23 protein-coding genes, 1 pseudogene and 1 riboswitch are annotated in these 21,598 nt (G+C 45.3%); of the genes and pseudogenes, 15 read left to right on the forward strand and 9 right to left on the reverse strand.

Going from position 1 to position 21,598, the window contains the following annotated elements; genetic code table 11:
- Positions 1 to 679 precede the first annotated feature (679 nt).
- Genes Q6A92_RS04805 through Q6A92_RS04815 form a run of 3 tightly spaced genes read left to right on the forward strand, consistent with a single transcriptional unit; the run spans position 680 to position 2,198 of the window.
- On the forward strand, positions 680 to 1,126 hold the full coding sequence (locus Q6A92_RS04805; RefSeq protein WP_332237234.1) for a MarR family winged helix-turn-helix transcriptional regulator: 447 nt from the start codon (positions 680 to 682) through the stop codon (positions 1,124 to 1,126).
- The gene (locus Q6A92_RS04810) at positions 1,110 to 1,775 is read left to right on the forward strand and encodes a nitroreductase family protein (RefSeq protein ID WP_332237235.1); all 666 of its coding nucleotides are present in this window, start codon (positions 1,110 to 1,112) and stop codon (positions 1,773 to 1,775) included. Before Q6A92_RS04805 ends, Q6A92_RS04810 begins: the two co-directional genes overlap by 17 nt.
- 18 nt (positions 1,776 to 1,793) lie before the next feature.
- Entirely contained in the window at positions 1,794 to 2,198 is a 405-nt protein-coding gene (locus Q6A92_RS04815) for a DUF1304 domain-containing protein (RefSeq protein WP_332237236.1), read from the forward strand.
- A gap of 15 nt (positions 2,199 to 2,213) precedes the next feature.
- Positions 2,214 to 2,311, forward strand: a riboswitch (purine riboswitch).
- A gap of 636 nt (positions 2,312 to 2,947) precedes the next feature.
- Here the strand turns inward: Q6A92_RS04815 and Q6A92_RS04820 are convergent.
- Complete coding sequence (locus tag Q6A92_RS04820; RefSeq protein WP_274402112.1) at positions 2,948 to 4,648, reverse strand: oleate hydratase; 1,701 nt, start codon at positions 4,646 to 4,648, stop codon at positions 2,948 to 2,950.
- Between the two features lie 126 nt (positions 4,649 to 4,774).
- The gene (locus tag Q6A92_RS04825; RefSeq protein ID WP_332237237.1) at positions 4,775 to 5,338 is read right to left on the reverse strand and encodes a TetR/AcrR family transcriptional regulator C-terminal domain-containing protein; all 564 of its coding nucleotides are present in this window, start codon (positions 5,336 to 5,338) and stop codon (positions 4,775 to 4,777) included.
- Between the two features lie 437 nt (positions 5,339 to 5,775).
- Here Q6A92_RS04825 and Q6A92_RS04830 point away from each other — a divergent pair, with 437 nt between their 5' ends.
- On the forward strand, positions 5,776 to 6,198 hold the full coding sequence (locus Q6A92_RS04830) for a transposase family protein (RefSeq protein ID WP_332237238.1): 423 nt from the start codon (positions 5,776 to 5,778) through the stop codon (positions 6,196 to 6,198).
- Positions 6,199 to 6,415: 217 nt separating this feature from the next.
- On the opposite strand, the gene Q6A92_RS04835 is transcribed toward Q6A92_RS04830, so the two are convergent.
- Entirely contained in the window at positions 6,416 to 7,435 is a 1,020-nt protein-coding gene (locus tag Q6A92_RS04835) for an amidohydrolase family protein (protein ID WP_332237239.1), read from the reverse strand.
- 104 nt (positions 7,436 to 7,539) lie between these two features.
- Between Q6A92_RS04835 and Q6A92_RS04840 the strand changes: the two genes are divergently transcribed.
- On the forward strand, positions 7,540 to 7,995 hold the full coding sequence (locus Q6A92_RS04840) for a MarR family winged helix-turn-helix transcriptional regulator (RefSeq protein ID WP_332237240.1): 456 nt from the start codon (positions 7,540 to 7,542) through the stop codon (positions 7,993 to 7,995).
- 331 nt (positions 7,996 to 8,326) lie between these two features.
- Positions 8,327 to 8,584 carry an SDR family oxidoreductase gene (locus Q6A92_RS20220; RefSeq protein WP_443029690.1) on the forward strand — a complete coding sequence of 86 codons (258 nt, stop codon included), beginning with the start codon at positions 8,327 to 8,329 and terminating at the stop codon, positions 8,582 to 8,584.
- A gap of 312 nt (positions 8,585 to 8,896) precedes the next feature.
- On the opposite strand, the pseudogene Q6A92_RS20225 reads toward Q6A92_RS20220, so the two are convergent.
- From Q6A92_RS20225 to Q6A92_RS04860, 3 genes and pseudogenes are all read right to left on the reverse strand, one after another.
- Positions 8,897 to 9,649 (reverse strand): annotated as a pseudogene (locus Q6A92_RS20225) (transposase); the annotation flags it as partial.
- 841 nt (positions 9,650 to 10,490) lie between these two features.
- Positions 10,491 to 10,604 carry a YjcZ family sporulation protein gene (locus Q6A92_RS04855; RefSeq protein WP_443029686.1) on the reverse strand — a complete coding sequence of 38 codons (114 nt, stop codon included), beginning with the start codon at positions 10,602 to 10,604 and terminating at the stop codon, positions 10,491 to 10,493.
- Positions 10,605 to 10,973: 369 nt separating this feature from the next.
- A complete protein-coding gene (locus Q6A92_RS04860; protein ID WP_332237242.1) occupies positions 10,974 to 11,159 on the reverse strand; it encodes a type Z 30S ribosomal protein S14 in 186 nt (61 codons plus the stop codon).
- Position 11,160: 1 nt separating this feature from the next.
- On the opposite strand from Q6A92_RS04860, the gene Q6A92_RS04865 reads away from it, so the two are divergent.
- Positions 11,161 to 11,580: a methyltransferase domain-containing protein gene (locus Q6A92_RS04865; RefSeq protein ID WP_332237243.1), complete on the forward strand. Its 420-nt coding sequence runs from the start codon at positions 11,161 to 11,163 to the stop codon at positions 11,578 to 11,580.
- Between the two features lie 919 nt (positions 11,581 to 12,499).
- Here the strand turns inward: Q6A92_RS04865 and Q6A92_RS04870 are convergent.
- From Q6A92_RS04870 to Q6A92_RS04880, 3 genes are all read right to left on the reverse strand, one after another.
- Positions 12,500 to 13,582: an acetyl-CoA C-acyltransferase gene (locus Q6A92_RS04870; protein WP_332237244.1), complete on the reverse strand. Its 1,083-nt coding sequence runs from the start codon at positions 13,580 to 13,582 to the stop codon at positions 12,500 to 12,502.
- Entirely contained in the window at positions 13,567 to 13,890 is a 324-nt protein-coding gene (locus Q6A92_RS04875) for an AMP-binding enzyme (RefSeq protein WP_332237245.1), read from the reverse strand. Before Q6A92_RS04875 ends, Q6A92_RS04870 begins: the two co-directional genes overlap by 16 nt.
- Positions 13,891 to 14,000: 110 nt before the next feature.
- Entirely contained in the window at positions 14,001 to 15,038 is a 1,038-nt protein-coding gene (locus Q6A92_RS04880; RefSeq protein ID WP_332237246.1) for an AMP-binding protein, read from the reverse strand.
- A gap of 1,016 nt (positions 15,039 to 16,054) precedes the next feature.
- On the opposite strand from Q6A92_RS04880, the gene Q6A92_RS04885 reads away from it, so the two are divergent.
- The 8 genes from Q6A92_RS04885 (at position 16,055) to Q6A92_RS04920 (ending at position 21,515) form a co-directional block, all read left to right on the forward strand.
- Complete coding sequence (locus tag Q6A92_RS04885; RefSeq protein ID WP_332237247.1) at positions 16,055 to 16,258, forward strand: hypothetical protein; 204 nt, start codon at positions 16,055 to 16,057, stop codon at positions 16,256 to 16,258.
- 9 nt (positions 16,259 to 16,267) lie between these two features.
- The gene (locus Q6A92_RS04890; protein WP_274402180.1) at positions 16,268 to 16,495 is read left to right on the forward strand and encodes a hypothetical protein; all 228 of its coding nucleotides are present in this window, start codon (positions 16,268 to 16,270) and stop codon (positions 16,493 to 16,495) included.
- Between the two features lie 700 nt (positions 16,496 to 17,195).
- A complete protein-coding gene (locus Q6A92_RS04895; RefSeq protein WP_332237301.1) occupies positions 17,196 to 17,999 on the forward strand; it encodes an arsenite methyltransferase in 804 nt (267 codons plus the stop codon).
- Positions 18,000 to 18,238: 239 nt separating this feature from the next.
- Positions 18,239 to 18,559: an ArsR/SmtB family transcription factor gene (locus tag Q6A92_RS04900; RefSeq protein ID WP_332237248.1), complete on the forward strand. Its 321-nt coding sequence runs from the start codon at positions 18,239 to 18,241 to the stop codon at positions 18,557 to 18,559.
- A 62-nt stretch (positions 18,560 to 18,621) separates the two neighbouring features.
- Positions 18,622 to 19,053, forward strand: a complete 432-nt coding sequence (arsC, locus tag Q6A92_RS04905) for an arsenate reductase (thioredoxin) (RefSeq protein WP_332237249.1) — start codon at positions 18,622 to 18,624, stop codon at positions 19,051 to 19,053.
- A gap of 16 nt (positions 19,054 to 19,069) precedes the next feature.
- Entirely contained in the window at positions 19,070 to 19,432 is a 363-nt protein-coding gene (arsD, locus tag Q6A92_RS04910) for an arsenite efflux transporter metallochaperone ArsD (protein WP_332237250.1), read from the forward strand.
- 19 nt (positions 19,433 to 19,451) lie between these two features.
- Positions 19,452 to 21,203 carry an arsenical pump-driving ATPase gene (gene arsA, locus Q6A92_RS04915; RefSeq protein WP_332237251.1) on the forward strand — a complete coding sequence of 584 codons (1,752 nt, stop codon included), beginning with the start codon at positions 19,452 to 19,454 and terminating at the stop codon, positions 21,201 to 21,203.
- Positions 21,204 to 21,227: 24 nt separating this feature from the next.
- Positions 21,228 to 21,515, forward strand: coding sequence for an iron-sulfur cluster biosynthesis family protein (locus Q6A92_RS04920; protein WP_274402174.1), 288 nt, complete (start codon positions 21,228 to 21,230; stop codon positions 21,513 to 21,515).
- Positions 21,516 to 21,598 lie beyond the last annotated feature (83 nt).

The following is a 21,598-nucleotide window of genomic DNA, read 5'->3' on the forward strand; positions in this document are numbered from 1 at the left end:
TGTATTTTCTTGGCCGACTCCCGATCACTTTGAGTTGTCCTCCGCAACAAGGACAGGGAACTTTCTCCGTACTCTTAACTAAAAACGCCCTTTTGTGGCTTATCAATCAACTGGTAGTCTGATATAATAATCACGAGTTGAGTGAGAGGACATCTCTTGTGTGAAGTCGCGTTTACACAAACAAGGATGTCCTCTTTCCTTTCTAAAAAATAATTGCCGAATATAACGTCCTACGGACATTATATCCGGCAATGAATGGACGGGCAATTCCGTCAGCTTTCGGTCAAAATCAAGCGTCAATAACAATAAGGTTTTCATATTTTTTAAATTGTAAAGAATAAGTGTTTTATTGCTTTTTTAGCAAGCTATACTATAAGTTTACATAGAATATGGGTAAATACCCCTATTTATTTCATTAATCATTAATGCTGTGCTACTAATTTAAAAACTACAAATAAGAAGATACTCATCTAAATGGATTTATGTTCTTTTAGTGAATCCTCATTGTGGTTAATCGAGAAACTGAAAAAAAAATGCACTATTATAGGCCAAAAATAATGTTTGGCTGTTGCAAATGAAATAATTTTTGTTTAAACTACCATTTTGTTGACATGAAGTAATTTAATGGGTACATTATTGATGCATCAATTGATGCATCAATTAGCGATTGGAGGTGAGAATGATTAGAAAGTGTACTGAGGCAGATGAATTGTTTTATCGATTACATTTAGTGAGTAAAGAAATTGATCGATCCTTTGAAAAATTAACATGCACCAGTCTGACAAAACTTGAGATCTTATTTCATATCCATTTGCTTGGCGAGATAACCCAGACGCTATTAATTGATCGGATTAAACTTGATGCCGCTGCAGTTACACGACATTTGAAAAGAATGGAAGCAGAAGAGTTGGTAAACAGGAAAAGGGAAAGCAAGGGAAAGAGTCTGATGATGCTCACGCTGACTAAAAAAGGACAGCAGGAATTGATTCGGTTGGAGAGAGTTAAAGAACAATTTCAAAACCAGCTATTAGCTGATTTGACTAATGAGCAAATTATTGCCACGTCTCAATTCATTGAACATATTTCTCAAAGAATAAGGAGCAAGGATCATGCAAACACCAAATAAGATTGATTTTTTTAAAGTACTTCAAGAACGTCATTCAGTAAAGGAGTATGATTCTTCGTTTAAAATTCCTCGTGAAGAAATGCTGGAGATGCTTCGTGAAGCAACAAAAGCTCCTTCATCGGTGAATCTACAGCCTTGGCGTTTTGTTGTTGTCGATGAAAGAAAGGAACGTTTAAAATCACTTGTCCGTTTTAATCAACGGCAACTGAATACATCGTCGGCGATGATCTTAGTCTTAGGGGATATGAATCATATAGATTATGCTGATGAAATTTTTTCGTCAGCTGTTGAACAAAACCTGATGCCTCAGGACGTTAAAGATTATTATATGAGCTATTTGAAGGATGCATTTTCCAAAATGACGAAGCAGAAAATACGCGAAAACACTTTAATCGTCGGCGGATTAGTCGCTATGCAATTCATGTTGGTTGCGAAGGCACACGGCTATGATACCAATCCAATAGGAGGATTTGAACGTAAAGAAGTCATGGAGACATTGGGTATAGACGTTGAACGCTACGTACCGATTATGTTTATTTCTATCGGCAAGGCATCGAAGCCAGCCCATGAAAGTGTGCGACTTCCAATAGAACGCGTTGTTTCATGGAATCAAGTTGATCAAGTAATTGGTAGCTCCGCTAAAAAGTAAATTAAGAAAGGGAAAGATATGCTTACAACAATAGCTTATATTATCGCTTTTGTAGTCGCCCTAGAGCATTTATTTATCATGAGTCTTGAAATGTTCTATTCTTCGAATGAGGTGGCTCAGCGAACATTTGCATTAGATCGAGATTTTCTACAAGACTATCGGGTAAAAACACTATTTAAAAATCAAGGCTTATATAATGGTTTCCTGGCTGTAGGAATCATTTGGGGGATGTTTTTTGCCCCTAGAGCAGCACAATTCCCGCTTGTTATGTTTTTTGTAATCTGTATCGTGATTGCAGCCATATATGGATCCATTGACTTCTCCAAAATCCATATTATGGAAGCAGGGATTTCCAGCATTCATTACATTGATTTTGTTAACTTTGTCATCAGTGATTGGATAGTAATTAAAATTTATGGGTAGGTATTTATTCGAGAATGTGCTGTTTTTTAATAGGTTTATATAAACTCATGAAATAGTTGAGCGTTTCTACCAGCTGCCTTAAATAGCTGATTATAATCCACAAAAGATTATAATTTGACTTGCAGCAGCTTTTTATTTTAGCTGGAAAGCCAGGTTCGGAAATACTACCTGCCATTAATTCGAAAACTGAGAGCGGGAACTTTTCCGCACGTGCCCAAAAAGTGAATCAGGCCGTCATAGGCTCAGCTCTGAGGAGTAAATCTTTGTGACGTTCTTCGGGACATACGCATCCAATGTTTGATTCCATATTTTACTATTTTCGTTTTTCTCTAATGGCAGAATCATCTTTTCCGCCAGCTAATTTACACGCTACTGCTTGCTGATTTGGCTTGAACCATGGCGGAAGCACTAAAATTGTCGACAAGCCAAAAGGGTTTACTGTCCGTTCTCAGAGCGAAACGATGCACTGGGCTGTTCCAGGCAAAACGCTCATCCACTGAGGGCCAGAAAGACTGACTCCAGCGGTATGAGCGCCTGCATGTCAATTAAGGAACCGTTGTATACGAACCGTGCGTATTCTGTTATAGAAAGAAGGAAATCATTGATTTCCTTCTTCTCGATTTAAGAGGTTTTTGTTGAGACGGCTTCTTTTTCCGGTACAGGCAGTCTGTTGAAAAAGCCTGATAAAATCAAAAATTCACAAGGGAAAGCATGAGCGGTATTGTATTAAAACATCGAACCAATAAGGGTCACGACATCAACAGATCCGCAAGCTCTGTGTCTTTTAGCAGCTGGCCGAGCGATACATCCTGTAGCGGAACCTTGTCTAAGCCTAGGCAGGTCTTCGCTGCGTTCATCAGGACCCGTACGTCATACTGGCTCGGATATACAGGGTCAATCTCTTTCTCAAGCCCCATCAGCTTATAGACCGCCATCATGGCTCCGCGAACGGAATATTCCACGGTGAACACACAGTCGTGCGGGATCTCAGCGTATTGCCCGATGAAGCCAAAGTTTTTGCTTCCGGCGGGTACGACATTCGGCCGATCACCGGCGACACGAGGCATGAATTGCGAGGTGATATAGGGCATCATACTCGGGATAACATTGACTGTGTGGGACAGAATTTCAGGAATTTTATCTTTGAGTCCCATGTGGTACAAGAGCTCCTCAAACATTTCACGGCCTGTGCAGTCGGACATCGTCTTATGGACATAATTTCCCTCAACATCCAAATTCAGCGCGTAAGCCCAAAGGACTTTGACGTTTTCTGGCTGATTGATAAAATGAGGGTCCTTAGGAACAACCCAGCTCATAAACCAGTTGGAGTCCTTGATAGTAACAAGGCCGCCCATTCCTGGTTTGTCGCCCGTGAGCGTCAACAGATGGGGAAACACGATATCGTCATCCTTGAGAGTAATGGTGAAAGACAACCATTTGGTTTTATCTATATCGGTACAGAATTTTTCCGGATGTCCAAAATCGGGAGATTTCTTTGCAATTTTTCCCCAGACAGAGAAACAGCCTTTATCCTCAGAGCGATTCAATATAGCCGGGTGATCAATGTCACCCCTTGTGGTATTCTGCGTCATAGAACCGTTTGTAAACAGTACCAGGTCATCCCTTTTTACGCTGATTGTTCCGGGCTTGCCGCTGCTGTTATAGTGGATAGCGGTAGCCATTTTTTCGTTATTCGAAAAATTGAAATCAATGTCTATGACACTGCAATCAAGCTCAACGTTCACACCGTTGCTTTTCAGCCAGATGATCAGAGGCAGAATAAGAGAATCGTACTGATTATATTCTGTATGCAGGATTCCTTTCAGGCGGTTCAAGCCGCCGATGAGGTGCATGAATCGCTCTTCATATCGTTTGACCTCGACGACACTATGCCATTTTTCAAAGGCGAACATGGTCGCCCAGAAGAACCAAAAATTCGTTTCAAAAAAGCTGGGGCTGAAATATTGTTCAATCGTGGTGTCGCCCAGTTTTTCCTCAGTCAATAGGTGCAGCCTTGCCAGTTCCATTGCATTTTCCCTGGAAAGGCCAAGGTTTGAGAAATCCTCTTTCTGTCCCTGATGGCTGACAATCCGGCAATGAGATTCGATCGGTTCTTCCAGATTCAGCTCATGGAATTCATCCAGTACGCTCCTGTCGGGATCTTTGATTGACGGGATAGAGCCGAACAGATCCATAAAGCACTCGAAATGCGCTTCGATTTCGCGCCCACCACGCGCGGTATACCCGGTTTCCGCAGTTCCGGCACCGTCCATGGATCCGCCTGCAACATCAAGTTGCTCAAGAATATGGATGTTCTTGCCCGGCATATGAGCGTCTCGAATCAAAAAAGCTGCAGCCGACAGGCTTCCGATACCGCCACCGATCAGATAAGCCTTTCTTTTCTCAATATTTTCAGGGGCCTTTGGATTGATCCTTTGATAGTTGTTCATGACTTGTACCACCTTTCTATATCTTACGATTTCAAGATAATTCTTTTATGAAGCCTTTTCAATGAACAGAAAAGGTATCTGTGCAAAAAATGTACAGATACCTTATAATGTGCAATTTTTAATGATTTACGACTTCGCGCATTGGTTCATCAGACGAACAAGGTTTCCTTTCACCATTTTATCAACCCAGTCCGCGATCACAGTCGGCTCCCTTTTCAAATTTTGTTTCAACCAGGCTATAAAAATTCCCATAATCGCATTGGCGTAAAAATCTGCGGCATCCTTTTTTGACTTCTCGTCCACATGGATATTTTGCGTAATGTCCGCAATAATCCCAGCCAGCACGTGGTTAAACACATGATATACAAAGGACTTCAGATGGTCTCGGCCCAGGGAATGAAAAGTGTTCAGACAGATTTTGCGGTTTTCGACCGTGTATTGCAGCACTAAAAGAATTCCATCTTTCCAGTGGGCCAGGTTACAGCATTTTTCAAGATCCTCGATCACTTCGTGGTCATAGATCCAACCAAGCAATTCGTAAATATCCTGGAAATGGTTATAAAAGGTATGTCGCGTCAGTTTGCAGTCGTCCGTGATCATCTGGACATGGATTTTATTGACAGGATAGCGCTGCATCAGTTTTTTTAACGATTCGGCGAGCGCTCTTTCTGTAATTATAGAATTTGACATCATTTCACCACTTTTGAGATAACACTGCTTCACTGATTGTGAATAGTCTGTTATGTTTATGCTGCATGAGTGAGTGTATCATAGGAATGATCGAATTTCCATTGAAAATGCTACAAGCGGTGCCCTCCGCGGTGATCAGGCAACCGTGCAAGAAAAATGATGCAATCAATTTTGCAAATATGGGTAAATACTCTACTTTATTTCAATAATCATAAAGACAGTGCTATTGATTTTTAAATCATTAGCTATAAAATTGTTGTGGTCATTGGCTGGTCCCAATCGATGACTGTCTGTAGGGGAAAAGGCTGCACCATGCGGGACTACGACCGTACCTTTATATACCCGACTGTCATGGCTTACGCATTTAAAAAGTGAGGGATATTCTTCCAAAAAACGGTAAAATGTGAAGAAAAGGCCGTAATAGGAGACCTGCGCCCATGACAAAACATTTGATTGACCATCTTTCTGACATTCCTGATCCGCGTAGCGGGAATCATTTACGTCATAACCTGATTGATATCTTAAACATTGCGTTGACCGCAACTATTTGTGCGATCGATTCATTTACCGATATGGAAGAATTCAGGTATGCCCGCAAAGAATGGTTCGAAAGCTTTCTTGAGTGCCGAACGGGATTCCCTCCCATAATACCTTTGCACGGGTCTTTTCTCTGCATCTATTTTTTCTACTCAGTATTTTTTTACACAAATTTTGCACAAGGCATATTAAAAACCCTTGATGCTATACGTAAAAAAGTCTCTGAGCGTGAAAACAGGGGTTTTTTTGTATTGAAGCACTCTTTGTATCAAATTACGGGTACAGCCGAGACACATGTAAAAATAGGCCACTTGTTGGAATAAATATCCAACAAGTGGCCTTATCTTATTTTATGTCGGCTGTACCCCTATGCGGCGTGGTAAGATGACTCGCCGACGCACGTTGCAATCCGATGCGCGCTGGCCCGCCAACGCGGCCAGTTGGGTGTCGCCTAGGCTTCCGTTTCTGCCACTCGGGTTTCTTCCGAAACTCGAGTGTTTTACGGATCGTACGCGACCATCTATTGTGAGAAATCCGGGGTCATTCACCGTGGGACTTAACATGCTTGAAACCGAAGAGTTGTTCGGCATTGGTCCTGCCGATTTTCCACCGGTCGTTTTCGCTGATAGGGCAGGTATCGAACCACGGGCAGGTCTCGTCCGCCGATTCCCACGGGGTATCCACCGAGAACAGCACGCGGTCGGTGCCGACCTCCTGCAGCGCGTTCAGCAGGGTCGAGGTCTGAAACACGCCGGCGGTGGTGATGTAGAAGTTGGTCCGCAGGTATTCCGTCAGGAGCTTCTGGTGGTTGCCGTGGGTGCCGGGACGCAGGTGCCGCAGCCGGTGGTCTACCCGGGGCAGCTGGAACGGGAGCATCTCGCCCATGTGCCCGATGATGACGTTAACGCCGGGATGACGGTCGAACAGGCCGGACAGCATCAGCCGCAGCGCGTGGGTAGCGGTTTCGACATTGAAACCCCACGCCGAGCCGTTCAGGCCCTGGTAGCCCTGGTAGGCCCGCCGCATGCTCGGCAGCGGCGGCCGGGGATGCAGGTAGACCGGGACGCCGAGCTGTTCCACGCGCGCCCAGAACGGTTCCACTTGCGGTTCGTCGAGGTACAGCGCGGTGTCCTCGTCCCCGATGTTGCTGAAGCCGTTAATCAGGGCACCGACGAAGCCCAGGTCCCGGACAGCCCGTTCGAGTTCGTCAGCGCCCTTCTCCGGATCCTGTAGCGGGACGGCGGCGAACGCCCGCAGCCGGGCCGGGTACTTGGCGACGAGGTTCGCGGCGTGGTCGTTCATCCTGCGGGCCAGATCCACGGACCGGCCGGCGTCGGTGACCATTTCAGGACCGGGTGGCGACGGCGACAGGATCATCGTGCCGATGCCGTTGCGGTCCATCTCCTCCACCCGCATGTCGATGTCCTGCGCCCTGCGTGTGACATCCGCGAGGTAATCCGGGTCGAAGCCCTCGCTTTCCGCCAGGAGGTTCATTACCGTGGTATCGACGAACATCTCGTAGTGCTCTTCCAGAGCGATTTTGTTCTGCATGATCTGCATGACCTTCCTTTTCCTGAGATGGTTGGTGCGGGCCAGTTGACCTGACGGGCTCATTGTAGCATAATTAGAATAAAACTTGCAAGTTATCTTTGGAGGAATGTTTCATGACACAGAACCCGACCGAGCAGATCGCCTACCTCGCATGGCAGCTTGCGCAGGCGGTAGCAGCGCGCGTGGAGCGCGACGTACGCCGACTGGGCCTGTCCGGCGCACAGAGCCTGGCGCTGATCATTCTCCGCCTCAGCCCGGACCTCACCGTGGCTGACATCGCGCGCCGCACCAAGATAACGCCCCAGTCGATAGGGACGGCCATCAAGGGCCTCATCTCAAGCGGCCTGGTCCAGGCGGCCCCGTCCACGACGGACAAGCGTATCAAGCGCCTCAGCCTGACCCCCGGCGGTAGGCAAGAGGCATCGCGCGCCGATGAGATCGTCAGCTGTGTCACCGACGACATACTCGCCGCTCTCGACCCCGGACAGCAGGCAACCGCGCGCGAGATCATGACTCGCATGCTGGAGAGGCTCAACCCCGACGCGCTTAGGCTCCCGGACGAGCGCTAGGTCCGTCGCCGGCAACGGCCGGAGCGTCCCCTGTGAGGTGCCCGCCACCCGGCGAAACGCCCGTGTCGAGGTCACGCAAAGTGAAGATCGACCACGTGGGCGCCGGTGACCGGCGGGAGGAGCGCCAGGAGGGCGGGCTGTTCGACGCCCTCGTTGATCCCGGCCTGGACGTCACGCATCGCTTAGTAGAGCGTGAAGAACCTCTCGTCGTCGCAGACGTTCTGACGGGCCACTGGGATCATCATGACCGACCAGCCCTTGGGCATTCTGGGCATGACTTAAGCCAGAGACCTCCCGCAACGGCTGATCGCTATCAATTTCAAGCTGATGTCTGAAAAACGCACGTTTTCGAGTAAATTCTGTCCACCCTGGTTTGGTTGGCGACACGCCTGCATGGGAAAACTCGCCGGACTTCATAGAGAAGGCTGTTGCAAAGACACCTACACAACGAATCACCCATACAGAGGGTGTAGCACAGACGATACTCTTTTTACTCGATAATCTCGGTATTAATGCCGTCGAGTTATTTGTTGATGGTGGTGTACGCGTTCAGCCCATGATGAAGCGTTTCTTAAAACGGTTAACATAATTGATGGGAAATCCAACATTGTTCAAATGGGAAGGTACTATATGTAAATTACTTGGGAATTTCGTTACTGACTGTTTCGGATGGATGACTTGGGGGTACCGCCATTGATTTGTTTGTTGATGGCAGAATGCGTATACGACCCATGTTGTAAAGTAAAGGGTTGTATCAAAACAGGATGGATTAGCATGTGGGCTATCCTTCCTATTTAACAAAGGGGTGAACGTAAAACTTTGCATACTCTAAATTGAAGTTTGTGCAGTGGAAGAATTGGGGACAAATGTTCTACCCCCTAGAGTGTGTTTTCAAACCCTAGGCTAACCAAATCAAGGCAGAAGCAAGCTTTAAAAAGGCGGTGAAAGTGCGTACCAACTTATCGTAGCGCGTAGCCAACCGGCGATTATGTTTCAACTGGTTAAACAGATTTTCCACCAGGTGACGTTCTTTAAACAGCCACCCATCCGTCGGGCGTTGAACGGTACGGCACTTGCGGCTAGGGATGACTGAATGCGCTTGTTTATCCTTCAGAAGGGTTAAAATGCGATCCGTGTCGTAACCGCGGTCCGCTATGACCTGCTTGTTCTCAAGATCCAGCGTGTCGAGGATTTCGTAGCCCGTCACCCAGTCATTGCTGTTCCCGGCCGTGATCCGATACAGGAGCGGATGGCCAAGCGCGTCAGCCACCGCGTGAATTTTGGACGTCAGTCCGCCTCTGGAGTGCCTGATTGCCTGAAAGTGTTGCCCCCTTTCGCGCTCGCACCCTGCTGGTGCACACGGATGATAGAGGCCTCAATCATGACGCTTTCTTCATCAGGATCAGCAGAAAGGCATTCCAGCATGGGGTCAAACAGGCCGGCTTTTTCCCAACGTCGAAAGCGCGTATAGAAGACGGATGGCCAGGGGCCATAATCGTCCGGTAAATCACGCCAGGGAGCGCCCGATCGAACAACCCAAAGCATGGCATTTAGCATGTGTCGGTTGTCTTTCGTCGGTCGGCCTCCCTGCGGCTTACGTTCAGGTGGCATAATAAGTTTAAGGTGTTCCCATGGATCGTCGCGTAGTTCGTATCGTCTCTTCATAAAGAAAAGATTACCAGATATTACTTATCTTTGGTAGTTTGAAAACACACTCTAGAGCAAGTACAGCAGAAAATGATAGAATTGAGAAGAAGACGCTGAGCAGCCCGAGTAGTCTGGAAATACCGGAAGAACTCTGATAATACAAGTCGCCCGAGCTCCCTCAAAAAATTGGATAACGGTCCTATCCACATGGAGAAATTTTACGGATATTTTTATGCGATCATGAATTAAGACGGGTGTGCATCGGAAACTAGAAAGAACGGCGAAACAACTGGCGATCGCGGGTATTTTGTTACGTTTATTATTTTTGATAATTGTAGCAAATATTCAGGGTACTTTAGCGTCTTTGGCTGCCCTTCTTGTGGGATTTTGCGATAACTGATTATATGGCGAAAATGCGCGGTGGAAGCTTACAATTTCCACCGCGCATTTCCTTAAGCGATCACTTCGGGCAAATTAGCATAAAGTGATTTACGTAATACATTCTCCTTAACACTGAAAAAAATGCTTGAGAATACTACCCATGTCATTAACATAAGCAAATATGTGGGTAAATACCCCTACTTTATTTCATTAATCATAAACAATGTGCTACTAGTTATTTAAAGACTAATACATATAAGTAAAGTTGGTCAGTTAGTCATTAAAGTAGAAGGAAGCGTTTGTACTAGCAAGGCCGTATCGAATACGTGGTTGCATAACGATTGGAAAGAGGTTAAGGAGAGAAAATGGTGAGAAGCAAATCAAAAGAGCATCCGGGTCAGGATGCTCTTTGTAGGAGGGGGAGGCCCGTATGGGGTTACCTATGGCTATGGATACGGCATTTGTTCTTAATACACGAAAGCAGTGCCGACAATAATCAACAGAATGAATAGCACAACAATCAGAGCAAAGTTCATGCTAGTTCCACTATAGCCGCTACTAGATCCATCATCGTATCCCAAGAGAACACCTCCTTTCACTTGATAATACACAATATGAGTGGACAAGTGATCATGAAGGGGGATACATGGATGAATGAAATAGTCTGTTTTGTCGATGGCAGGAGCGAATCAGCTGATAAAGAGAAATCCCTTGTACGACGAGATGCTGAGCGATCGAATAAGGCGAACGAAGCATGCGAAGGGGAGGCAGGGGTAATATGGAAGGAAACGTTGTAGATCAACCCGGTGGCTGCACGGACGGGTATCAGAAATCACTTTTTTGACGAGGTGATATGTAGAGCAGCAACTAAGGTTTGCAAAGCGGTTCATTAATTCGCAGTCCTGCATAACAATGCAATAAAAAGTCCCTTAATAATTGAGGGATGATGATTACCAACTTGCCTTCCGAACGCCGGGAATTTGTCCTTTGTAGGCAAGCTCACGAAAACAAATTCTGCATAATTTGAATTTCCTGAGTACCGAATGCGGACGGCCACAGCGTTCACAGTGTGTATATGATCTTACATGATACTTCTGTTCTCTACTATGCTTAATAACTAAAGATGTTTTAGCCATTTTGTTTTTTCCTCCTTTTTTTGTTACTGGAAGGGAGACTATTAAATTACCTTTCGAGGATAATTCCATTGATGCTGTATTATTACTTGCTGTCCTCACCTGTGTTTATAAAGATCAGGAACAAGACTCGATTCTAAATGAGATAAAGAGAGTCTTAAAACCCAATGGTATTATTTATATTAATGACTTTTTATTAAACGATGACGAGAGAATTTTAACCCGTTATAAAAAATATAAAGACAAATATAAAACATATGGAGTATTTGAGTTGCCAGAAGGGGCTATTTTGAGACACCATAATGATGAACGTGTCAAAGAGTGGATTGATGCTTTTGAAGATTTGGAGTATGAGAAAGTAGTTTATACAACTATGAATGGTCACCGTTCTAATGGATTGATTTACATTGGAAGGATGAATTAATAAGCCAAACTGTTAAAAATTATAATAATTATTTCCATTTCTTAAGTATTCTACTGTGCAATAAACGATTTTTCAGGAAACAACTTTACCGTGGAGTAAACAACTTTATTGTTCGGGAAAGAACTTTATTGTCATAAATCAAATATGTAAAGACTAACGCTTAAAAATTGTTGCGCAATTCGACGCTACTGCGTTGAAGCCACAAATACAGTTTAGAGAAATTACTGTATCTTTTAATTAAGCGATAAACACATCTTTATTGTACGGATAAGGAGTGTTTATCGCTTTTTAGTATCTTATTTACATAAAGAATGGGTAAATACCCCTATTTATTTCATTAGTCATGAATACTGTGCTACTAATTAAACGGACAATCAATGACTCATGCTGCAGCGACGCATTGAAGCGGGGCTGTCACGCAGCATGGGGATTACGCTTTCAGCGCTGCAGCCAGCACTGCATACCAGTTTGATACGTTCGGCCGTCAGTTGAGCCATGATAGAAATGCAGACTTGGACGGTATTTACGCTTGGTTTGGGCGGTTGGCCTTTGTTGGAGACCCCACTGATAGACGGTATCAGTTAATAGACCGTTTGCAGGAAATTGAGAGACAAGTAATCAGAGAGATTGAAAAAAATATATATTTTTGCGCGAATTTTGCGATATGTTTAAAAATGCTTTATTTCAATGCCTTTTGCTTCGCCTGCTCAGCTTCTAAGTATGTCATCCATTTTTCTCCGTGCGCTGATCGCCTATGACCGCGTAAACCGCTTTTCATTTCTGCAAGAGCCATTGGATTTGTTCCGTTTTTAGCTGACTCAATTCTATCTTCTTTTCAATCCGTAGAATTCCTCCTGTGTTTCATGTTCTAATAACTCACATCAGATTCCCGAAATTATATAAGGGCCGAACTGCTCCATTATATGCCATGGAAAAGAAGAGAAGTTCCGACACCGCCGCCACTTCCTGTTGCTGCAGCGACATATGAAAGATGTTCTTCTAGTGCCTGATAAAAAAGATGGATGCAAAGTATGATCCCTGACGCACTGAAAGGGTGGCCGATCGTTAATGCGCCGCCATGGCAGTTCACCTGCTCTTCCTGCAAATGCAGAAGCTTTATTGCCGCTACAATTTTAACGGCGAAGGCTTCGGTGACTTCAATTCGGTCCAGATCGGCAGGAACCATGTGCTGCTTATCCATAAGTTCCGACAAAGCTTTTACCGGACCGATTGATGGAAGGAGCGGTGAAAAACCGACAGTATTACCTGAAATGATTGTGAGTACCGGCGTAAGGGATAATTTCCGGGCCAGACTCCTGCTCATAATCAGCAACACAGCAGCGCCGTCATGAATACCGCTACTATTTGCTGCCGTTACTGTACCGCCGGCTTTAAGCGGTCGGGCTCTCTCAACTAAACGTTGCATCGGTCTTTTTCTTTTAAAAGCTTCATCTGAGGCACAACCTGTTACGGGAACAATGCATCGTTTAAAAAAGCCCTGTTTCCAGCTGCACCATGCCCGTTCAAAGGATCGGACCTTATACGCATCCTGTTCTTTCCTTGAGATTCGATACCGGCGGGCCACATTCTCTGCAGCCTCAGTCATGTCGGGATCGCCAATTTCAGGCGTTGAGAACATTGCCCGCGGCCTTAGTACTGTGCTGGGACTTTCTGCAGCTCCGGTAATATAGCAATGACCCATTCCACTCTCAATCAACGCGGCAGCAAAGCGGACAGCATCCAAACCGCCGCTGCATTGCCTGTCAAGTGTGATTCCCGGCACGGTTTCGGGAAAGCCGGCATGAAGTGCTGCCAACCGGGCTACGTTTCCACCCGGTGTGACCGCATTGCTGATAATCACATCATCAATCAGAGAAACCACGTCGCCACCGACTGCCCGGAGTAAAGGGGAGAGCAATTCATGTACGCCTAAGTGGCCGAAGCGCCCGTTTTTCTTGTATATCGGTGTTCGTTTGGCACGGACAATCACTGCTTCTTCCAATTGGCTGCCTCCTTGTGTCGTCTGCCCAGCAACTGTTTATCAATTTTTCCACCCGCTGTATAAGGCATCTTTTCCGGAAAAAACCAGAGCCGCGGCACTTTATAAGGGGTCAGGCATCTGAGGCATTCATGTTTTAGTCTTTTTTTATCCGCGTGAACTCTTCTTTTCATCTGGATAAATGCGACGACCACTTCGCCCCAGTGAGAATCCGGCAGGCCCAGCACCGCCGCGTGTTCCACTCCGGGACAATTCTTCAGCACATTTTCAATCTCCTCGGGGAAAATATTCAATCCGCCAAAATTGATCATTCCGTTTTTTCTCCCGATAATATACAGGTATCCGTCCGGATCCAGACTGCCAATGTCACCGACTGTCACCCAACCTTCGATTTGAGGCAGTTCTGTATTTCCGGAGGCTGTCACATAGTGATCAAAGAGAAGCGGCCCCCTGACATAAATCTCCCCGGGACGATTGTCCTGAATCCAGGAATTATTTTCCCACGGATGGCCACTGAAACATTGAAAAACGGACGTCCGACCGAATCGGCAGGTGCATTTTCTTCCTGCCGGCATAGCGTCACAAAGCTCAGCTCTGAAGCTCCGTAAAATTCATCGAGCAGGCTGTTTGGAAAAAGACTGGCGATGTTTATTTTTGTAGCGACTGCACATTTTGCTCCGGAACAGACCCAGTGAAAATGACCGAGCCAGGACCTTTTTTCAGCAAGCAGTGATTCAAGCATAGCTGGAACAACCACAATCTGGCTAGGAAGGAACTTTTCCATCAACCTCAGGCATATATCTGCGGAAAAAGCCGGCAGAAGGATAACAGAAGCGCCAAGATACAATCCGCAGACCGCCGCATAGAGAAAGTGCGTATTGAAAAGCGATCCGGCAACAAGAATACGTTCATCAGAAGTCCATTGCAAATCACGACAATTACAATCAAAACTATGTACCCAGGAGTCCTGTGAACGTTCAAAACCCTTTGGTTCGCCCGAAGATCCTGATGTAAATCCAAAGAAAAAAGGCTGATCGTCTTCCTTTGATTCATATCCCATTGCGGAGCGGATCGCAGTTTTCTGAATTTCGATAGCAGTTGCGATATGAACGGATGTAAAGCTGCATTTGTCCGTCCAAGCAGGTTCAGTGATGATCAGTTTTAATCCGGCTAAACGGACTTTTGCATCTAATTCTGAACGTGCCCATCGCGGATCAAGAGGAACAGCTGTCCAGCCAATTTTAGCCGTTGCTGCGAACATAATCAGACAAGATCGGTTATTTCCAAGCAAGAACCCGACACGATGGTTATCCGTATCTTCGCAGCCCTCGAGCCATTCCGCTGCATGCGAAACAGCTGCGTCCCATTCACGATAATTCAGGCGGCCGTTCTGATCATATATCGCCGTTTTTTCCGGCCATTTTTCAGCCGAGCTTTTATAAGTCTCTGTGATATTCATGAGATTTTCATTTCCCCCCGGCAGCTTCCTATTTCCTGATCTAAAGATGTTTTACCGATGGCACGGATCCGCTCATGCAGCTTAACAGCAAACACGGCAACCATAAACGCCTTAAATACAACTCCATGAATTTAAAACTCACTCATTTTCAGAGTAGCTGATCCAAAAATATTGTCAGCTATACCTATGGGGTGTCGGTCAGATAGAGAATGATAATGGACACATTGGTCGCAACGATTTGCCAAAGATTGACGCTGATCGTTGCCAGAGCAGTAACAAACAATCATATCGATGAGTTCTTTAATATTTCTCTATGCTCTTATTGAATTAGATACATTTTTAATTTTAGAAAGGAAGATGATATATGTCAACATATCAATGATTTTAGTTAACAAATATGTGCCTTTCTATTTTTTTTAACCTTACAATATCCCTTTCTTCGCAAGAATTTCGAACTCATTACGCTATAAATACCCTTTTATTCTTATTACTTTATCGTCAAATTGGTCTTTGGTTTTCTTCATCCTATTTTTTATGTAAAATGAGAGTGCCCGTGTATTACTTGGAGAAACCCGGAGATGACATTCCTTCACTCTGAACCCTTTAAAAAACGTTATCTGATTATGCCGTTAGCTCATTATAGGTAACTTTGCTGTCGCGCAACAGGAGACGATTGAATCGATAACAGAATTTATCCAGATACATGGAGATACTTTTTGTCCAGGCCATGGAAAGTGTGACTAATGAAGACCTTGGCTTTGGAAATAATGGTATGCGGTCAGTGAAAACGATTCGATTTTTTTCAGAAATCTATGAAACGGAATAGTATACGCAAAGCGGATCGAATAAGTTTGACTATGGAGAACATGCCAGTCTACTACAGGGTCTTTGATCTTCTTTACTATAACGGGAAAAGGCGTTTGGACATACTTAGAAAAATGCTCACTCCATCAGAAGAATATACAGCTGACTCCTAATTATGCCAATAGTCATGATCTGTTCAATAAGGTTCGGCAATGGACATGGAGGGAATTGTCGTGAAAAAAATCGACAGTTCCTATTGGATCGGGCATCAAAATGCGAACTGGCGAAAGATCAAAAACTATAAAGATGTCGTTGCTATTGTGGGTGGCCTCTCCTACGGGGAGAGCAACGTCCATTCAATTCTGCTGGGGCCTTATAACACGAAAGATCAACTTGTCTATATTGGTCACTGCTGACTTGGAAAGTTGCCTGCAGAGGAGTGGCAGCTTTTTGCAGAACGGGCTGCTCGCCTGAAAGACGAGCATACCCTCTTTGTTAATTTTCGGGAAAAGAAAAACATCTGTTGGCTGAAGCCGCTGCTGACAGTCAAAGTGCATTATATTGAATGGAGTACCGGGCATTCTCTATGGCAGCCGACCCTGCAAGCAGTTGTTAAGGAAAATCCAACTGCTTGTAAGATGGAATTGAGTTAAGAAAAAATGAAACGACAACAATTCCCCTCTGATGTTTATGAATCTTTATTAAAGATATATTGAATTGTCTGTCCCTTCAGGGAATCAGTATCATTCTCGTGGAATAATTATAGGTCGTAGGGAGGTAATGCTTTTGATCTATTTTTTCTACTTAGTATTTTACACAAATTTTGTACAAGGTATGTTAAAAGCTCTATAAAATAGGTATATATCTGATATATTCGACCCCACACCGGCGTATAACAACTTGTATTTGGATAATTGCTTCAGCTCCTTTGTTATCGGCATTTTTATGTGATTGTCCCTGTAGTAGAACAAATGCGCAGGGGAAATCGGATAGAGGTATTAACAACTTCAATAATAAGTTCAAGTTAGTTGCAAAATATATAAGCGTGTTTTAATATAAAAATATCGATATATAAAAGAAGGCGAATATATGGCCGCTGTTATTGAAGACGTGTCCGAAATGTTTTCTTTCTAAGCTAAAGCTTCTGGGCGATGAGGATACGACTGACTGTTCTTTTCTGCCTAAGCTGTGTGTCGTGACTTATAAAACGTTATTTCAACCAGGAAATCAATACTTAAAAAGAATCGTGAACCTGACAAAAGAATCATTTACTATCTCTGCCTCGGAAATTCTTAAGTCAGATGGCTAAAGGTTTTGGAGAACAATGGACTAAATAAAAGGGAGTTGGAAAATATGGCACTATCTAATGACCAAATCAGGCAAAACGTTCGGAGCCGATATAAAAAGATCGCTATTCAGGATGTTTCCGCCCCATCTTGTGGCTGTTCCTCTGAAGCGGCGTGCTGTAATACTCAGGTTGACCGTAACAATGTATCTGAACAGCTTGGCTACTCTCCTGAAGAATTAAATGCGGTACCTGAAGGAGCTAATTTAGGCTTGGGCTGTGGCAATCCACAGGCTATTGCCTCATTAAAACCTGGTGAAAGTGTCCTTGATCTGGGAAGTGGCGGAGGATTTGACTGCTTTCTTGCTGCTCGTCAGGTAGGTGAAACCGGTCAGGTTATAGGAGTGGATATGACTCCGGAAATGATCAGCAGGGCTCGGCAGAATGCTGTTAAGGGATCAATCACGAATACTGATTTTCGTTTGGGAGAAATTGAACATTTGCCTGTTGCCGATCAGTCCGTTGATGTCATCCTGTCGAATTGCGTGATTAATCTTTCACCGGATAAACCCCAAGTATTTAAAGAGGCTTTTCGTGTACTAAGAAAAGGCGGACGGCTTGCAATTTCGGATGTTGTGCTCACGGCTGAATTGCCTGCCGAAATAAAGAATGACTTAGACGTTTCCTACTCAGGCTGCATGTCAGGAGCTTCTTCGATAACTGATCTCCAGAACATGCTGGAACAAAATGGGTTTACACAAATTGAGATCAGCCCCAAAGACGAATCCAAAAAATTCATTAAAGAATGGAGCCCGGGAACAGATATTGAAAAGTATATTGTATCGTCGACTATTCAGGCCGTTAAACCCTAATCCATGTTTTTGGTAGGGAGTGGCAATCTAAAAATTCTCCCCTGAAGCACACGCCATGGGCGCCTGTCTCTTTTTCTTTGGGCATGTATATTGGAGAAATGCAGGAATGATCCAGCTGCTTGTTCATGTGATTGAAAAAAAAAACAGCTCTGATAATAAGGCCTTAGATAAAGTTAGTTGCAAAATATATAAGTGTATTTTAATATAAAGATATTGAAATATAGTTGGGGGTGAATATATTGGATGCCGTCATTGAAGATGTGACCGAGATGTCTTCCCTTTTAAAGCTTCTGGGCGATAAAACACGACTGACGATTCTTTCTTATCTGAAGCATCAAGAATTATGCGTCTGTGAACTCGTCGACCTATTAAACGTCTCTCAGCCGGCCATGAGTCAGCACCTTAAGAAGCTGCGCCTTGCCGGTATCATTCGCGAACGCAAACAGGGAACCTGGGTCTATTACAGTCTGAATGAACAGCTTCCCGGATATGTGTCTGTGATCATTCAATCCCTGCCCGACCGGAATGTGGGGGGGTGCCTGAATCCGGAGTGTTGCTGATTCGTATATACGGCAAGAAATCGAATAGTGAGCAAAAAAAAGATCCGGGAGGAATTGGGAATATGACAAAAAAAATCATTTACTTTCTCTGCACGGGCAATTCCTGCCGCAGTCAGATGGCCGAAGGGTTCGGGAAAAAATATCTGGGCGAAGCATTTGATGTCCGTTCGGCCGGCATTGAGGCGCACGGACTCAATCCAAATGCTGTGGAGGCAATGAAAGAAGCGGGTATTGATATCTCGCAGCAGAAATCCAAACGGATCGACAGAGATCTGCTCAATCAGGCTTATCTGGTCGTCACTTTATGCGGCGATGCTGAAGAACGGTGCCCGATGACGCCTCCCCAGGTGAGACGCGAACACTGGGGATTCGATGATCCGGCAAAGGCACAGGGCACGGAGGCTGAAAAATGGGCTGTGTTCCAGCGCGTCCGGGATGGCATTGAAAAGCGGATTCAGCAGTTTGCGGAGGATGAACAATCACTAAATCATTAAAGGGAGATGAGTCGAGATGAAGACGATCCAGATTTTTGAGCCGGCGATGTGCTGTTCGACCGGAGTCTGCGGACCCGGCATTGATCCGGAATTAATTAGAATAACCGGGGCGGTGCACAATTTAAGAAAACAGAACGTGGACATTTCACGTTTTAACTTAACCAGTCATCCGGACGCTTTTGCCAACAATCAGTCTATCCAGGATCTATTAACATCTGAAGGCATGGATGTCCTTCCGGTGACGGTTGGCGATGGAAAAGTGGTTAAGAAGGGGAGCTATCCAAGTAATCAGGAACTGGCCGGCTGGACGGCCGTATCCGTCGATGAAATCAGTAAAAAGCAACAGTTCCAGATTAAGCTTAACGTGATTAACCAGTAAGCGAAAGAAGGAGATCGATATGTCTCGCTTGTTGCATCCTCAATCCATGGATTTGACACCCTTTTTGTTCTTTACCGGCAAAGGCGGGGTCGGGAAAACCTCGACCGCCTGTGCGACGGCTGTTGCCTTAGCAGATATGGGAAAGAAGGTTCTGCTGATCAGTACCGATCCGGCCTCTAACCTGCAGGATGTTTTTAATGTCCCATTAACGATGTCATCTAAGGAAATCTCTGAGGTTCCCGGTCTTTATGTTTCTAACCTCGATCCGGAAGAAGCGGCCGACAATTATAGAGAAAGGGTCATCGGTCCCTATCGTGGACGGTTACCTGAAGTGGCCGTGAAGCAGATGGAAGAACAGCTTTCGGGAAGTTGTACGGTGGAGATTGCGGCTTTTGATGCTTTCTCTTCAATGCTGACGGATCCATCTATGGTCCAAACTTTTGACCACATCATTTTTGACACGGCGCCGACAGGACATACGTTGCGACTCTTACAGCTGCCCACCGCGTGGAGCGGATTTCTCAGCGAGAATACTCACGGGGCCTCTTGTCTCGGTCCTCTTGCTGGGTTAAACGACAAGAAAAAGCAGTACCTGGAAACGGTTCAGGCCCTTTCGGATCCGTCAAGAACCCTGTTGCTGCTGGTGACACGGCCTGAAACATCTGCGATCAAGGAGGCTGCCCGGGCAGCTGATGAACTAAAGAAAATTGGCATGAAGAATCAATACCTGTTGATCAATGGACGAATGAAACAGACGAATGTTGAAGACGCCTTGACCCAGGCCTTTATTGAACGCGAGAATCAGGCATTGGCCGATCTCCCGGATGCACTGCAAAATATTCCGTCCTTTGATATTTTTCTCGCCCCCTTCAATATGACGGGAATTGCGAACCTCCGCAGACTTTTCTCGGAACCATCCTGTCCTGATGAAGGGGTGACGCATCAGAAAGAGCGGGCCCGTTACCCTGAACTCCCAATGTTGATTGATGACCTAGCCAGAAAAAAGCAACGGATCATCTTTACGATGGGAAAAGGCGGTGTTGGTAAAACAACAGTCGCTCGAAAGATTGCTATGGAACTGGCCGCACGGGGGAACCGGGTCCATCTGACAACAACCGATCCGGCCGGCCATTTTGATCCTATTTCGTTTGAAAATGAACAGATTACGGTCAGCCGGATTGATCCGAAAAAAGAGGTTCAGGACTATCGAAAAAGTGTGCTGGATCGCTCGAAAGATCAGTTGGACGAGGAGGGGCTCGCTTATCTGGAAGAAGATCTTCGTTCGCCCTGCACGGAAGAAATCGCGGTTTTCCGGGCATTCGCCGATGTGGTTGAAAAAGCAGATGATGAAATCGTTGTGATTGATACGGCCCCATCCGGCCATACTTTGCTGCTTCTCGATGCCACAGAGGCTTATCATCGGGAAATTGCTCATTCGGCAGGTGAAGTCCCTGTCTCCGTGCAGCGTCTGTTACCCCGATTAAAGGATACCAGTGAAACAGCGGTCGTCATTGTTACACTGGCAGAAACCACACCGGTGTTTGAATCTGAACGGCTGGCTAAAGACCTGGCGCGTGCCGGTATTACGCCGACCTGGTGGGTCATCAATCAGAGCTTAATGATGACAGAAACGGAAGATCCCTTACTGAAAGCACGGGCAACAGCAGAAGCGGACTGGTTCAAGCGCATCGCGGAAGATTCAGGACACCGTTTTGTTGTCGTTCCCTGGTTGGAAAAGGGACTGAATGTGCAGGAATTGAAACAATCTTAAGACTATAAAAAGGAGAAGAGAAAAATGTTGAAAGTAACGGATGAAGCGAAACAGATGTTAAATCAAAGCATGAAGGATTACAATTGCGATTGTCTGCGTGTTTTTACCGAACCGGGCTGTTGCGGCGTGTCGCTGAATTTTGGCCTGGATGCAAAGAAATCAAATGAGCAAACGACGGTCATTAATGGTGTTCCCGTGATCATGGATGAACAGGCGCAGCAACAGACGAATGCTCTGACGATCAGTGTCAATGAGGGAAGACTGGTCATTGACGGAGGCTCCTGCGGCTGTGGCTCTTCCGGCTGCTGTTAAGCAACAAGTAAACCATGCTTGAATAAACGGGTTGGAGCTAGAATACGCTCTATTCTGGCTCCACTTTATTTTTGACTTTTTTA

Origin of the sequence: Sporolactobacillus sp. KGMB 08714 (assembly GCF_036598985.1) — a bacterium.
Taxonomy (GTDB): Bacteria; Bacillota; Bacilli; order Bacillales; family Sporolactobacillaceae; genus Sporolactobacillus.

What these genes read in the sequence shown, in the direction of transcription:
- Q6A92_RS04805 (WP_332237234.1), top strand. Translation starts at nt 680, where the DNA reads ATGATTAGAAAGTGTACTGAGGCAGATGAATTGTTTTATCGATTACAT.
- Q6A92_RS04810 (WP_332237235.1), top strand. Translation starts at nt 1,110, where the DNA reads ATGCAAACACCAAATAAGATTGATTTTTTTAAAGTACTTCAAGAACGT.
- Q6A92_RS04815 (WP_332237236.1), top strand. Translation starts at nt 1,794, where the DNA reads ATGCTTACAACAATAGCTTATATTATCGCTTTTGTAGTCGCCCTAGAG.
- Q6A92_RS04820 (WP_274402112.1), bottom strand. Translation starts at nt 4,648, where the DNA reads ATGAACAACTATCAAAGGATCAATCCAAAGGCCCCTGAAAATATTGAG.
- Q6A92_RS04825 (WP_332237237.1), bottom strand. Translation starts at nt 5,338, where the DNA reads ATGTCAAATTCTATAATTACAGAAAGAGCGCTCGCCGAATCGTTAAAA.
- Q6A92_RS04830 (WP_332237238.1), top strand. Translation starts at nt 5,776, where the DNA reads ATGACAAAACATTTGATTGACCATCTTTCTGACATTCCTGATCCGCGT.
- Q6A92_RS04835 (WP_332237239.1), bottom strand. Translation starts at nt 7,435, where the DNA reads ATGCAGATCATGCAGAACAAAATCGCTCTGGAAGAGCACTACGAGATG.
- Q6A92_RS04840 (WP_332237240.1), top strand. Translation starts at nt 7,540, where the DNA reads ATGACACAGAACCCGACCGAGCAGATCGCCTACCTCGCATGGCAGCTT.
- Q6A92_RS04860 (WP_332237242.1), bottom strand. Translation starts at nt 11,159, where the DNA reads ATGGCTAAAACATCTTTAGTTATTAAGCATAGTAGAGAACAGAAGTAT.
- Q6A92_RS04875 (WP_332237245.1), bottom strand. Translation starts at nt 13,890, where the DNA reads ATGATCAATTTTGGCGGATTGAATATTTTCCCCGAGGAGATTGAAAAT.
- Q6A92_RS04880 (WP_332237246.1), bottom strand. Translation starts at nt 15,038, where the DNA reads ATGAATATCACAGAGACTTATAAAAGCTCGGCTGAAAAATGGCCGGAA.
- Q6A92_RS04885 (WP_332237247.1), top strand. Translation starts at nt 16,055, where the DNA reads ATGGACATGGAGGGAATTGTCGTGAAAAAAATCGACAGTTCCTATTGG.
- Q6A92_RS04895 (WP_332237301.1), top strand. Translation starts at nt 17,196, where the DNA reads ATGGCACTATCTAATGACCAAATCAGGCAAAACGTTCGGAGCCGATAT.
- arsC (WP_332237249.1), top strand. Translation starts at nt 18,622, where the DNA reads ATGACAAAAAAAATCATTTACTTTCTCTGCACGGGCAATTCCTGCCGC.
- arsD (WP_332237250.1), top strand. Translation starts at nt 19,070, where the DNA reads ATGAAGACGATCCAGATTTTTGAGCCGGCGATGTGCTGTTCGACCGGA.
- arsA (WP_332237251.1), top strand. Translation starts at nt 19,452, where the DNA reads ATGTCTCGCTTGTTGCATCCTCAATCCATGGATTTGACACCCTTTTTG.
- Q6A92_RS04920 (WP_274402174.1), top strand. Translation starts at nt 21,228, where the DNA reads ATGTTGAAAGTAACGGATGAAGCGAAACAGATGTTAAATCAAAGCATG.